Consider the following 14,016-nt stretch of genomic DNA (forward strand, 5'->3'; position numbering starts at 1 on the left):
TATATACATTGTCTTTAATTCTTTTTGCGCGGATAGAAGCGCGCGTCCTTGTTGAACAGCACTGTTCGCATAATAATCATTTAAGTCGTAACGTTGCTTTAACCGTTGATGGATGGAGACGGAACTTTTCTCTTTCGAGCCCCTAAGCTCACGGACCTCCGCTTGATAGCGAAAATGTTTAGCTTGATTAAACACCCGGAGGTGTGATCCATGGACGTAACAAAATCAGGGTCGAGCTTATGCTTATATAAGCGATTTGAAAAAATGGCCTTCATGCCCATGATACCCACCCTCTCTTTGTTTTGTGACGATCATTGTTAATGCTTTAATTATACCACGCAGAATATATGTTTGTCACTTCAAAAATATTCAAAACAAACGATTCATCACCCACCTAGTGCTGACGCACTTGAGGAAGGTGTCTTCTCGCCCTAAAGCATAAATCCATTAAATGGTCATTTCTTGCTACTGGTGGATGATGAAGAATATTCTTTTCCGTAATGCCACCAATAAATTGGCCAGGATTAGTTAGAATTAGTTTATCTTTATACTGCTTGAGCATATTTGTACCTAGTATCCTGTAATCTCTATGACCAAATGCATTTAACAATGATTCTCTTAAAACAATTATTAGCACAGAACGCCACTTTTTTTTAAGCGGTATTCTGTACTCTAGACATATAGATTTATTCCATTATTGTCTATATACTCTTACATCATCTCCTAAAGCTCTCTTAACTGTGAACTTTCCAACAAAGTCATCATATTTAATATCCTCATCCCAAATTTCTCCGGTTATATTTTGATAAATGGGGTACACTTTTAATGTTACTGGATACGAATATGTTCCCTCCCATTCAATTTGGAATGTATCTGTTGAGGATACTGAAAATCCCAACTTTGACTCAAGTAGTTTTGCCGAAATTCCTGCCTCGGCATTATATGATGTAGTAATACTGACGCCTTGACTAATCTTAACTTTACCAGCGGGACGATTGTATTTTCTTAATACTTCACTAAAGTCAGTGCTAGTAGTAACTCTTTTGTTTTTAACATAGTATTCTCTGAATATAAAGAACAGGGTAATATCAGTCTCTCTATTTGAGTAAGTATTGTTGATAGTTCTTTTAACAGCAATCAAGTTGGGATTGTATGTTTCTCCTAAAGATGCCTGATAAACTTTTATGTTTTCTTCTCCTGTAATTGTGATCACCTGATTTCGATCATCATTTGAAACGACAATACCAGTTTCTTTTGTCATATCCTCAGCAGCAAATGCAGACATAGGCATAATATTAGATATAATTAACACAATTATTAACAATAAAATGTTTTTTTCATTCGAATTCTCCTTAGTATTTATTAATACTCATTTTCGTATTCATTCTTTGACATCATAATAATTAACAGCAATGGTGAGGGCTACTATCGCAGCAAAATAGACTCCTACAAAGAAACCGGATTGTATCGTCCAGTAGAACTTCCATGGATTCAAAAATCCATAAATAAAGAAAGTTGTTCCGGCTATAATCATCACAAAGCGGATAAGGTAGTAGCACAAAAAACTTTTTCCTGTTTTGATTCCTTCTTTGCTAGGACGAATATATAATTGCCATACCGCAAGGGCAGATATACTTACTAGCCATATCACAATGCAACTATACACAAATCCTGTTAAGTGATAATGCTCAACGAATCCAGAAAATCCCGTGTAAAAATTACCTGATGTGATATCCTGTCTTGTTATTGGAAATTCTACAATCATAGAGATCATCCACATAACTAATAAAGCAAACATAGACAAAGCTGCGAGAATTTTAAGTATCCAACTTGTACTAAAAATTATTTTATGCTTTTGAATAGGAACACCTTTTTTATTTATGTTATTAAAGTTCATTTCATCAACATCATTGTTCATCAGGTAATCCAATGAACAATCAAAAAATGTACTTATCTTGATGACATTATCAATGTCCGGAATGGCACCCATCTCCCATTTTGAGATTGCTTGTCTTGATACGTTTAACTTAGCAGCCAATTGTTCCTGGGATAATCCATTCAATTTTCTTAACCGATGAATTTTTTCACCAAAAGTCATCCTCATCACCTCCTCCCCTATGTTTATATAGCTATGAGCAAAACTCTGTTTTTATAAAGTTCGTTACAGAACTAAAGTGAACGATACCCGTTACATAGTCTGTTGGTTTTTACAACGCATTTCAGGTTTTGCTCATCTCTATGTATATCATAGAAAAACAGGCTATATTGTGCCACCGTTCGTGGTTTACAAAAGCGCAACTCACTGTTGCAATACAGCAAAGGATAGATTAATCACGAATAAGTGTGTTGACCTGTTACTGAATGAATCCACTAAATTATTTATGATATGGCTCATTTCTGTTGATACGGAATGCTCGGTACACCTGTTCAAGCAACACAAGCCGCATCAACTGATGTGGTAACGTCATCTTTGAAAACGACAAGGCGAAGTTACTACGCTGCATCACATCTTTACTCAGTCCAAGTGAACCACCGATCACAAACGCTATCTTGCTCTTACCGTGGATCGCTAACTGATCCATTTCTTTGGCAAGTTGTTCTGAGGTCAATTGCTTGCCTTTAATTTCTAACGTAATGACGTACGTATCTTGATTAATCTTCTGTAAGATGCGTTCGCCTTCTTTATTCTTGATCTCTTCCATTTCTGCATCACTTAACTTTTCTGGTGCTTTTTCATCGGGTACTTCAATTAAGTTAAGCGTACAATAAGCCCCTAACCGTTTTTTATATTCATCGATACCTTGCTTTAAATATTTTTCTTTTAACTTTCCTACACTGATTACACTAATCTGCATACTGTCACCTCTTAGGTTTTAAGTTGTCATTTGATCATTGTTTATATTTATTAGTTTTTTCTTGTGGTGTTATTCTTTTTCTTGTGCCTGAATTATTCGTGTTTGTTTCTTAACACCAAGATTGTATCTAGCAAAACATCCGCTGCGACTAACACATCTTCTGGTATGACTGTTTCATCCGGGCGATGACTGACACCGTTCGGTGTCCGGAGGAAAAGCATACCGGTTGGTGTGATTTCTGCCAGATGCATCGCATCATGACCAGCACCACTTGGAAGTATGTGGACGGGATAATCATTGCCCTTAATCTCCGTTTCTAGATGGCTCATCATCGCCTCTGACATCTTCACAGGTTTTGCTTCATCTAACTTTTTAACGTTGATAGTGACACCGAAATCCGCTTCAACGTTTTTAGCTAGTTCGTGGATATGCTGATCGAGTCGATCAAGCTCTGATTGTTCAATATCACGTAAGTCGATCGAGAATGTTACTTTATTTGGAATGACATTAATGCTTCCGGGTTCAACATGGATTTGACCGAAGGTCACAACGGCCTGACTGTTGTTCTTTACTTCGTTATGTAGCGCTAATATAAAGGCTGACTGGGCAATGACAGGATCTTTCCGGTCGTGCATCGGTGTCGCTCCCGCATGTCCTGCTTCACCGGTTATCTCAATGTCATACCAATTCAAACCGACAATCCCACTGACTATCCCAACAGGTAAGTCTAATTGTTCCAGTACTTTCCCTTGTTCAATATGAACTTCTAAATAACCTAATAGCTTATCGACATCAGCTTTTATCTCAGTTAAGTCAAGTGGCTGATTTGTTGCTGCTGTTCTTACTTCATCAAGTGAGATTGACTGATCATCAACATACGCTAACTCGCCCTCATGAAACGTCCCCGCAAAAGCACGGCTACCTATCATACCGGTTTTAAAGCGGGCGCCTTCCTCATCAGTAAAGCTCACGACTTCTAAGTGAAACGGTAAGGTTAAATGGGTCTCACTCGCATGGCGTAAAAGTTCTAGTCCAACGACAACACCAAGTGTCCCGTCATATTCCCCGCCATTTACGACCGAGTCTATATGTGAACCAATCAGTAAGGTTTTCGCTTCGGTATTTTCACTCGGATACTGGATAAAGAGATTACCAATCGCATCTTCTCGTGTGCCTAATTGATGCGCTTGGGCTTGTTTAATTAAATAATCTTTGGCCTCTCGTTCTTCTTTTGTGAAACTTAACCGGGTAATGCCTGAGCTTTGACTCGTAAAAGTAGCTAGTTGATTAAGATCTTTCATCATTCGTTCTAAAGAAAGCATAACGTGTCACATCCTTTGTTGGTAAATAGTCTCTATTTAAGTTCATTCTTTATGTGTGCCTCTTTGCCGCTTTTGGTTGTCTATTTCCATTATAACGTAAATCACGGAGGCGTTTCTTGAATTTAAGCGATTTTTGTCAATAATTTATGCTATTTCCCGGGAAATATTTAAATCTAAGTACACTTCATTCGATTTTGATTTTATCATCTTTTATGTTAACGCAGGAATGATAGATGAATACGGCAGCAGTCGTATCTATCTACACCATGACCGCAGGCGTTTCATGTTTATCTTTTTTTATTTGTGATAAACTAACACTAGGTATAAAAGCTGGAACAATCAAGTTGATGAGGAGGATGTAGAGATGGAAAAAATGATTTTTGTTGAGACGGGTGTTGGTATTGATACGCATGGCCAAGACGTGACCAAGGCAGCGGTCCGTGCGGTTGTGAATGCGATTCATTATAACTCAATGCCAGGGATTAAAGACTTCTTACCTGAACAATCGCTACATAACATGAAAGTCAATGTCGTCTTAGGTGTCCCAACAGACACAAGTGAAGTAGATATCGACAAAATTAAAGCCGAGATTCCTTATGGTACTGTTACCGTTGACGTTGTCCCAGGTGGACTTCAAACAACGAGTGGGATTTATCTCGAGGAACAACAAGACAAAAATGATCTCATGTATATCGTCAATGCGGCCGTACAAGTGGGCTATTAATTAGCTTGCTTTTCTTCCACACTTAAAGTAAGCGTCATCATTTTGATTTGTGACTCTTTTTTCCGTGATTGCTTTAGTATTTTTATGTTTCTTAGTTATTTTCTCTTTTAGTTTACCATTTTCTTATTATATTAGGAGGCTATTTATATGTACAAACCAAGTGACAAACGTTACGACAACATGACGTATAACCGGGTTGGTAATTCCGGTTTAAAACTACCAGCTATCTCATTAGGGTTATGGAATAACTTTGGTGAACCAGATTCATTCGAAAACCAGCGGGCCATGTTAACCCGTGCTTTTGATTTAGGAATTACTCATTTTGATCTCGCCAATAACTATGGTCCTCCCGCTGGTTCAGCGGAAGAAAACTTCGGTAGAATTTTAAAGAAAGATTTTGCCGGATTCCGTGATGAACTGGTGATTTCATCTAAAGCCGGTTTTCATATGTGGGACGGTCCTTATGGTGACTGGGGATCAAAGAAATATCTTGTTTCAAGTCTTGATCAATCACTTAAACGAATGGACTTAGATTACGTCGATATTTTCTATCACCACCGTCCAGACCCAGACACACCTCTTGAAGAAACGATGCAAGCACTCGACTTAATCGTGAAACAAGGAAAAGCGCTCTATGTTGGGATTTCAAACTATGATGCCGAACAAACGAAACAAGCAGTCAAAATTTTAAAAGAACAAAAGACACCGTTTATTATTCACCAAGCGTCTTACTCAATGTTAAACCGCTGGGTCGAAGAATCACTACTTGATGTATTAAAATCAAACGGCGCTGGTGCGATTGCGTTTGTCCCACTTGCTCAAGGCTTACTCACAAGTAAGTACTTAAAAGGTGTGCCAAAAGATTCCCGCGCAAGCAAAGCCCATATCCCATTCTTAAATGAAAAAGATATTAAAGAAGACGTCATTAACAAAGTGATTGAACTGAATGAACTGGCACGTTTACGTGATCAATCTCTCGCTCAAATGGCCCTTGCTTGGGTCCTACGTGACGAGACAGTCTCAAGTGCTCTAATCGGCGCAAGTAAAGTGAGTCAAATTGAAGAGAACGTGAAAACACTGGATAACTTACACTTCTCTAGTGATGAACTCGCAAAAATTAATGAGATTTTAAAAGATAACTAAGGTATTTGCATATTTCAAAGAATCATCCTTCTGGCTCATTTGGTTTAGCTAGGAGGATGATTCTATTTGTTTCTTTTTAAATTAAGACGGTTATAATCTCTGATAATACGTATAGCCACTAAGAAGTAATCCGAATCCCCCGACTAATGCGAGAATACTACCTACCGTTCTGACATTTGTCGTCGTTGTCGCATACACCCGCTCATAATCGATCGTAGCCATTCCACCACCATTTTGATCCAAGGCAATATTGCCAAACATCTCACCAATCTGTCCTGAGGTAAAGATTAATACAAAACCAACCACTGTCAGACTAACTAATAATATAAGCGCCGCTTTTTCAACGTTATTTTTCATAGATTCATCCTCCTTAACTTTCCACTTGTTAACAACATTATATACATAAAGTAACGCCTTATGCCATTGTTCGTTTTTTACACAGGATGCTGAACTATGACGCTTAAGCAAAGAACGACTATCATGTGGAAAAGTCACCGCTATGTATAATTTTTTTCTATGACCAATAGTTATCCACAAAACTATCCCCAGAATGCGCGTTTTTTCATTATTCACCGCTTTTCAACAGGAAACCCACAGTTTTTCCCCCGAATTATCAGATTTATTTACACAATATTTACGACCGGTTCATTTATTTAGTGTTCGAATCTCTGTTCTCAACTATATCTAGCGAGTTACTCACAATTCTATCCACACCCTGTGAATAACTTTTTTGTTTATACACAAAAACCCGCTTCTTTTACCTAAAGTTTAGGTAAACAAGCGGGTTTATCCTCATCTCTTTATTCGGATTGTGTGGATAACTCGAATTCTGTCGTTTGAATGGTCTGATTGCGATAATACGTCACCAGAATCGTTTCACCTGGTACTTTTTCTTGATACAAATATTTTCTTAAATCAATCATGTTCTCTACTGGTGTTTCATCTAGTTTAACAATCACATCAAGCGCTTGTAAGCCAGCATCATCTGCTGGTGAACCTGGGACAACCGCATTGAGTACGACGCCTGATTCCACGTCTTCAGGTAAGTTTAACGTCTCTTGCCAGCGGTCTCTTGGCACTTCCATTAAGCTGTAGGCTTCAATCCCTAAAAAAGCTCGTCTCACTTGACCGGTTGATTCTAACTCTTCAATGATCGGAATCGCTTCGTTAATTGGAATCGTAAAGCCAATGCCCTCGACACTTGATTCAGCAATTTTCATCGAGTTAATGCCAATGAGATCTCCTTGAGTGTTTAACAATGCGCCCCCACTATTCCCTGGATTAATGGCGGCATCTGTCTGCATCACTTCGACTTGCCAGTCGGCTTGGTTGTTGCCCGTTAAGTCTATCGGAATCATTCGCTCTTTTCCACTAATGATCCCTTTTGTGACTGAACCAGATAAGTCAAGGCCGAGAGGATTGCCTATCGCAATCACATCTTCCCCAACTTTCGTGAGGTCAGAGTCACCAAAAGTAATGGCCTTCTCAATCGGTCCTTTCTCAACTTCAACGACCGCAAGGTCTGTATAAGGGTCCGTGCCAAGGATGTGTGCGTCTAATCGCTCACCAGTAGAAAGAACGACGCGTACTTCAGTTGCGCCTTCTACGACATGATGGTTTGTCACGATATAAGCCTTGTCACTCGACAGTCGATAGATGACACCCGATCCTGTTCCGCCTGATTGTTGGGGAAAGAGGCCTAAAAAGTTCTCACCAACATTTTCAATACCGACGACCGTCGGTGTCGCGTGTTCAATCATGTCCGTTAAATCTGTGATTTGTTCCGTACGGATTTGTTGAATCGGTGTGTTCTGTCTTAAATCTTCCTTATCCACGATTGTGTAAGGTAATATTCCTGTGCTTGCGATATACGTTAACACGACCGCAAACAGAAAAGCACCTAAGATAAACGCGATTAAAACAGCTAACCACTTTCGTTCACGTCGTTTATAGCGGTAATATTTTTTACGTGTCCCATCATCATAGTAGACCATCTTTCACACATCCTTTAATCGTTTAAGTGATAGAGTGCTGTTGGTTCATTTGGATCGGTATCAAAGATTTTGAGGCCGTGATTAATCGGAAAATCTTTTTCAGTTAAGTGTTGTTCTACGGCCATACGCGCTAAGTCTTTCATATTGTTATCTTTACTTAAGTGGGCTAAGTAGATACGCTTCGTGGTATCTGAAATAATATCTTCTAAAGCAATAGCGGCGTCTTCATTCGAGACGTGGCCATAGTCACCTAAAATACGGCGTTTCACACTCCATGGGTAACGTCCCATTTGTAACATCGAAATATCGTGATTTGCTTCAAAAATGAGCGCATCGGATGCTTCCACTGTTTTTTTAATCCGTTCAGATACGTAACCGAGATCGGTCACGAGCGAGACTTTCTTACCGTTATGATGGAACGTGTAAAACATCGGGTCAGCCGCATCGTGTGAAACGGCAAATGATTCAACATCAATGCCGTTAAAACATTGGACTGTCTCCATATCAAAAGTAAACTTTTGATCAACTGGCAGTTTGCCGAGCTTACCATCCATCGCCTGCCATGTTTTTTCATTCGCATAAATCGGCAGCTGATGTTTCCGGGCAAAAATACCAAGCCCTTTGATATGATCGCTATGTTCATGGGTCACGAGTATACGTGACAAAGATTTTGGATCGACATCAATCGATTGAAAGAGTTGGTCGAGTTTTTTTCCACTTAAACCCGCATCGACCAAAATGCGTTCGTTGTCTGTGCCAATATAAAATGCATTGCCTGAGCTACCTGAGGCAAGTACAGAAAAGCTTAAAGTCATTCAGATTCCACCTCAGTTAATTGATGATAAGATGTGACAAACGGCTGTCTAATCGAAGACAACAACGTGTCTTCTTCTGCCCGGTCCTCATCTAATGTGTAATACGTATACTTGCGTGATGAGGCTGGGTTTAACAGCTCGACAAAGTCATCGAGTGTTTCGGTAATAAAGTTTGTATATTGCGGATAATCGTGTCCTTCAATCGCATTAATGAAATAATCAACGGCATCATTCACACTGACTTGCCACGTTGGATTAAGTAACTGTTCTCCATTTGGAAGTGAGACAAGGTTATGGTAACCAAGTTTAACGCCTGTGACTTCATCACCTGTCTTTAACATATTAGAATTGTGGTATAACCGGTAGACTGCGTCATACTCCGTGATCAGTGTTTGTTCACTATCTTCTTGTTCTTCTTCAACAATATCCAGCGCACGCATCATATAATGCGTCATTTCACCAGCCTCATTGACTTTAACAAATAGGACCGCTTGTGTGTTATAAAAGATCGGATAGTTAATCCGCTGGAAGAAAACGACTAGTCCTGCTTCTTCTAAGTAGCGATACTGATTAAAGCGACCACCTAGATACACATGTTGTGCGAGTGCGGTTGTTAGGGCTTCATCGTCGTCAAGTGGGAGCTGAACAGGTGCGTTCATCCGGGCATAAAGGGTCGTATCATTCGCAACGACTACCTCTTGATTCGTCAGTTCTGCTGCAATATTTTCTACTTCATTGAAATTATAACTATTGGTATACAGTAAGGGGGCTTGATGCTTTTCTTGATCTAATTGTTCAAGCCCTGAAATATTTAATTCTAGCTCTTCTTCTTTTGACGCTTCCGGTAACGCTGAGAGTGTTTCTTCTCCTCGGTCAAGTAGTTGTTTCGCAAGAAACACATTGAGCACAAGGAAACAAATAATAAATAACGATTTAATTTGACCCCATTGCATGCGCCATCCCTCCTTTTGTCTCTTCTAATGGAAGAACGAGTGGACTGTAGCCATACACACCTTTGACATACCATGTTGGTGTGAGCGCATAAACTTGCCCCTGACTGTCTGACTGTTCTGTCAGTCGGTAACCTAATACGACGTCATAAATGGCGGTGCTTGATAGTTTGGACCATTTAAAATCTCTATCACTTCTTCAGCATTTGGAATATTCGTCGTATCTTGACCAATCCCACGTTGGTCTAACATCATAATGAGCGGATGATAATATTGATAAATACTATCATTGTGCCAACGCACCATAATTTCGGTGAGATCCCGGTCATAGAAAATGGGGGTCTCTTGATACGTTAAGGTGTACGTCACTTCGTTAGTCGCTGCTGTTTGATTAATCCCACTTAATTGATAGCCAAACGGCTCTTTAAACGTAAATCCTAAATGTGTATTAATAAAACTTTGAACTTCTTCAAACAATTGATTACTTGATAGGCGTTCGGATTGATCGAGCGGTTCGTTCGTTGGATCAGTAAATTCGATCCCCCGTCCATCAACAATCATCTCTCTGGTGCCGTCGATATAGTTCGTATCTCCACCATACGTATAAGCACTGCGTACAATCGATGGTTTACTAAACAAGAGATTAATAAAATCCTCTTGATTTAGTTCTGTATAAGCAAACAATTTTGTTTGTTTTGTGACTGTCTCTGGCAAATAAATCAGTGATCCTCTCGTGCCTTCGAAAGTGAGGTAACGATTGGGTGATTCTTCGGCGTTAAATACTTGCGTAAAGAGCGCGAGATTTTGCGTGTAGTTTTGCGCATTCGCCACAATCACTTCATCATCCGCATCGTTCACAAATAGGATTTGATACAAATCATGGCCTTCTAAGAAGACAATCCGATTAAAATCACCTGTCGGTATATAGGTCTCTGCATCCACATTAAATAAGTCCATAATGACGCCACTAGGTAAGGCGGTTTGATAAACAATTTCAAAACGATTACGTTCGTCTTTATACCACAGCTCATTCATCGTAATTTTAGAAAAATTATATAATGATAGATTCGCCAGCGCTTCATTAAAGCGTGTCATTCGTTCTGTTGACTTTAACCCAACAGGTTCATCTAGTCGTTCATCGTGACGAATCATCTCGACCGGTTTAATGACTTCTGGACGTGTAAGACGAACGCCACCATCTAATTCAGCATCGATTAAGTCTTCTTGTTCTGTCTGCATCTGATAATTAGGTTGATCACTCCAAAGTGCAAAAGTCAGGACTAAACTTGACGTGATCAGCAATATTAAGATAAACGATTTAATATGTTCGATAGGCATTATGACACCCCTCGTTTTCGTGCGATTAATGGCAAAGTAAAGAAGACTTTTGTTCCTTTACCTTCTTCCGAATCTGCCCAAATTTGCCCGTGATGATTTTGAATAATCTCTCTTGCGATCGCAAGACCGAGTCCCGTCCCACCGAGTTGACGTGACCGTGCCCGGTCAGCACGATAAAAACGATCAAAGATTTTATCAAGTTTATCAGGAGGAATCCCTGGTCCTTGGTCTTGAATCATCACTTTGATTCGGTTTCTTTCTTTTGTCACTTTAAAGCGAATCACACCTTCTGGTGGTGAATACTTTAAGGCGTTCGACATAATATTATCAATGACTTGAATAATTTTATCTTTATCCATCCATAAGAATATACTATCTTTAGGAATCGTTCGATCGATGCGGACTGTTTCATCCTTATTCATTTCAAAACGGTCGAGCACATGATGGAAAAACGGAATGACATTGACTCGCTCTTTCAACATATCCATTTCTTTATGGTCCATTTTAGATAACTGGAGCAAATCATTCACTAAGCGTATCATCCGCTCTGTTTCATTTTGGGTGACTTCTAAAAACTGTGGGGCAATGTCTTTGTTTTCCCATGCTCCGTCAGTTAATGCTTCTAAGTAACTGCGCATCGTGGTGAGTGGCGTTCTTAACTCATGAGAAACGTTTGAGACAAACTCACGACGTTCTTTTTCGACTTTCTCTTCCTCAGTCACATCACTTATTACTGTGATTAACCCGCTAAAACGCTCATACTCATCTAATACAAACGTGAAGTTGGCTTTTAGTAAAAAGAACTGTTCATCATCGCTCATATCAATCGTAATGGACCCAGAGTCTTGCATTTCTAATATATCCACCGTTGATTCATCGATATTTAATACTTCAAATAATGATTGGCCTTTTAATTGTTCCAACGTTTGACCTAAGAGCACCATCGCTGGCTCATTCATTAACGTAATCTCACCTTGTTCATTGGTAGCAATAACACCGTCTGACATATTGGATAGAATAGAACTAAGTTTTCGCCTTTCTTCTTCAGTAATTAAGTTAGCGACTTTAATCCGTTCTTTCATTTCATTAAACGTATCGGCTAGTTGACCAATCTCATCGACACCATACACGTTTACTTTTTGCGAGAAGTCCCCTTCAGCCATAATTTTTGCTTGTTCGCGCATTTCAGTAATCGGTTTGGTAATAGCTTGAGCGACGAGGATACCAACAAGAGCACTGATACCGATCGCAATTAACGTCCCATTTAAGAAAATCCGATTAATACTTTGTAGTTGACTATAGACATCTTCCATCGACGCTTCTAAGTAAATCGCACCAAGTGATTCTTCTTCGTTACTCGTAATTGGAATAATGTGTACGAGATGACGTTCACCTGTTTGAGAATTACGTTCAATCGAGCGAATTGGGGTTCCAGACATAATCACTGAGCGCACCCGACTTTCACCAGAGACTAGCTTACCAACATCGGTCGCCTCGGTGTTTGTTCCCACAATTCGAAATTGACGATCAACGACTTGAAGACGTGAGTAGTCATCATCACGGCCATAAAAAGCTAATACACTTGCGATTTCTTGTTCTAGAGTCAAACCATCTTCTGTTTCTGTCCGGTCTTTCGTAAAAGCTTCCCGAACATTGTAATTAAGTACTTCTAAACGATCTTCAATCGAATCTTCAAAACTTTGCTTTAAATCGGTCTCTAGTCGCTGAGCAAAATAGGCACCGATGACCTGGATCGCTAGTAGTAACAGTAAAATCATAATAGCGATAATTTTCCAGCGGATCGATTGAAAGAAACTGACTTTCTTCATAGCATTACTCCTGTTCAGGATTTCTTAAATAATAGCCGACCCCGCGTCTTGTGATTAACCAAATCGGGTGACTCGGTGTATCTTCAATTTTTTCTCGTAACCGTCTTACGGTCACGTCTACTGTACGTACATCTCCGTAATAGTCATAACCCCATACCGTTTCTAGTAAGTGTTCACGTGTCATCACTTGACCGATATGACGTGATAAATAATGCAACAGCTCAAACTCACGGTGGGTAAGATCTACTTGTTTGCCTGACTTTGTCACACTATAGAGATCGGGGTGAATGACGAGTTGTCCCACTTCAATATCATTCGATTGCTGACTTTCTACCGGTTGTTGTTGCCGACGTAGATTTGCTTTCACACGAGCAATCACTTCTCGGTTACTAAATGGTTTGGTGACATAGTCATCTGCCCCTAGTTCTAACCCAAGAACTTTATCGATTTCTGAATCCTTAGCCGTCAACATAATGATCGGCATATTGTGCGTTTTACGTACCTCACGGCACACTTCATTACCATCTTTATTCGGTAACATAATATCTAAAAGAATAAGGTCAGGGTTTTCTGCTTGTGTTTTTGCGATCGCTTCATCGCCATCGTGTGCACACACGACCTCATACCCTTCTTTTTCTAAGTTGAATTTTAATATATCTGCGATTGGTTTTTCATCATCTACTACTAATATTTTATAAGCCATACGTGATCCTCCTTCGATTATTCACAGCTACTACCATTTTACCTCACTTCACGCTAAATTAAAAACTAAACCGTTTTAAAAACCGGGTACTGTGCGTCTCCAGACTTAAAAAAAGCTATATGATTAGGTACACAAATGATTTCATAATCTTTTGTAGACACGATACTACGGCTGAAGAAACGCCTAAAAATTAGTAGAAGCGCTATAAAATCAAAGGTAGTAAACCTGAAAAAACAGTGATCTAAGTTATTCTGATTTACAATGAAACTGGTACGAAAAAGTAAAAAAGGACCAAAAACTTAAACGTTTCTGACCCTTACATATCTTAAAATAACTAGACTAA

14 protein-coding genes and 1 pseudogene are annotated in these 14,016 nt (G+C 39.4%); 2 read left to right on the plus strand and 13 right to left on the minus strand.

The window, feature by feature from the left end:
* The 6 genes and pseudogenes from JCM19043_RS14635 to JCM19043_RS14660 all read right to left on the minus strand — a co-directional run.
* Positions 1–195 (minus strand): annotated as a pseudogene (locus tag JCM19043_RS14635) (IS200/IS605 family accessory protein TnpB-related protein); the annotation flags it as partial.
* Between the two features lie 199 nt (positions 196–394).
* Complete coding sequence (locus JCM19043_RS14640) at positions 395–562, minus strand: ATP-binding protein (protein WP_082394587.1); 168 nt, start codon at positions 560–562, stop codon at positions 395–397.
* 132 nt (positions 563–694) lie between these two features.
* Positions 695–1,312 (minus strand): hypothetical protein, encoded by a 618-nt coding sequence (locus tag JCM19043_RS14645; RefSeq protein WP_156321439.1) that lies wholly within the window; start codon positions 1,310–1,312, stop codon positions 695–697.
* Between the two features lie 69 nt (positions 1,313–1,381).
* Entirely contained in the window at positions 1,382–2,098 is a 717-nt protein-coding gene (locus JCM19043_RS14650) for a helix-turn-helix domain-containing protein (RefSeq protein ID WP_062323652.1), read from the minus strand.
* Positions 2,099–2,375: 277 nt separating this feature from the next.
* Complete coding sequence (gene rlmH, locus JCM19043_RS14655; protein ID WP_062323653.1) at positions 2,376–2,855, minus strand: 23S rRNA (pseudouridine(1915)-N(3))-methyltransferase RlmH; 480 nt, start codon at positions 2,853–2,855, stop codon at positions 2,376–2,378.
* Between the two features lie 92 nt (positions 2,856–2,947).
* On the minus strand, positions 2,948–4,177 hold the full coding sequence (locus JCM19043_RS14660; RefSeq protein ID WP_062323656.1) for a Zn-dependent hydrolase: 1,230 nt from the start codon (positions 4,175–4,177) through the stop codon (positions 2,948–2,950).
* Positions 4,178–4,541: 364 nt separating this feature from the next.
* Here JCM19043_RS14660 and JCM19043_RS14665 point away from each other — a divergent pair, with 364 nt between their 5' ends.
* Both JCM19043_RS14665 and mgrA read left to right on the plus strand, forming a co-directional pair.
* Complete coding sequence (locus tag JCM19043_RS14665) at positions 4,542–4,901, plus strand: Lin0512 family protein (RefSeq protein WP_062323658.1); 360 nt, start codon at positions 4,542–4,544, stop codon at positions 4,899–4,901.
* 147 nt (positions 4,902–5,048) lie between these two features.
* Entirely contained in the window at positions 5,049–6,044 is a 996-nt protein-coding gene (gene mgrA / locus JCM19043_RS14670; protein ID WP_062323660.1) for an L-glyceraldehyde 3-phosphate reductase, read from the plus strand.
* 90 nt (positions 6,045–6,134) lie between these two features.
* Here mgrA and JCM19043_RS14675 read toward each other — a convergent pair whose 3' ends face one another.
* From JCM19043_RS14675 to yycF, 7 genes are all read right to left on the minus strand, one after another.
* The gene (locus JCM19043_RS14675; protein WP_062323662.1) at positions 6,135–6,401 is read right to left on the minus strand and encodes a hypothetical protein; all 267 of its coding nucleotides are present in this window, start codon (positions 6,399–6,401) and stop codon (positions 6,135–6,137) included.
* Between the two features lie 443 nt (positions 6,402–6,844).
* The gene (locus tag JCM19043_RS14680; protein WP_062323663.1) at positions 6,845–8,038 is read right to left on the minus strand and encodes a S1C family serine protease; all 1,194 of its coding nucleotides are present in this window, start codon (positions 8,036–8,038) and stop codon (positions 6,845–6,847) included.
* 14 nt (positions 8,039–8,052) lie between these two features.
* Entirely contained in the window at positions 8,053–8,853 is an 801-nt protein-coding gene (locus JCM19043_RS14685) for an MBL fold metallo-hydrolase (protein WP_062323665.1), read from the minus strand.
* Positions 8,850–9,806 carry a two-component system regulatory protein YycI gene (locus JCM19043_RS14690; RefSeq protein WP_062323667.1) on the minus strand — a complete coding sequence of 319 codons (957 nt, stop codon included), beginning with the start codon at positions 9,804–9,806 and terminating at the stop codon, positions 8,850–8,852. Before JCM19043_RS14690 ends, JCM19043_RS14685 begins: the two co-directional genes overlap by 4 nt.
* A 132-nt stretch (positions 9,807–9,938) precedes the next feature.
* Positions 9,939–11,141: a YycH family regulatory protein gene (locus tag JCM19043_RS14695; protein ID WP_062323669.1), complete on the minus strand. Its 1,203-nt coding sequence runs from the start codon at positions 11,139–11,141 to the stop codon at positions 9,939–9,941.
* Positions 11,141–12,970: a cell wall metabolism sensor histidine kinase WalK gene (walK, locus tag JCM19043_RS14700; protein ID WP_062323670.1), complete on the minus strand. Its 1,830-nt coding sequence runs from the start codon at positions 12,968–12,970 to the stop codon at positions 11,141–11,143. Before walK ends, JCM19043_RS14695 begins: the two co-directional genes overlap by 1 nt.
* A 4-nt stretch (positions 12,971–12,974) precedes the next feature.
* Complete coding sequence (yycF, locus tag JCM19043_RS14705) at positions 12,975–13,673, minus strand: response regulator YycF (RefSeq protein WP_062323672.1); 699 nt, start codon at positions 13,671–13,673, stop codon at positions 12,975–12,977.
* Positions 13,674–14,016: the final 343 nt, after the last annotated feature.

The sequence above is a fragment of the Halolactibacillus sp. JCM 19043 genome (assembly GCF_001310395.1).
Classification (GTDB): Bacteria; Bacillota; Bacilli; order Bacillales; family Amphibacillaceae; genus Halolactibacillus; species Halolactibacillus miurensis.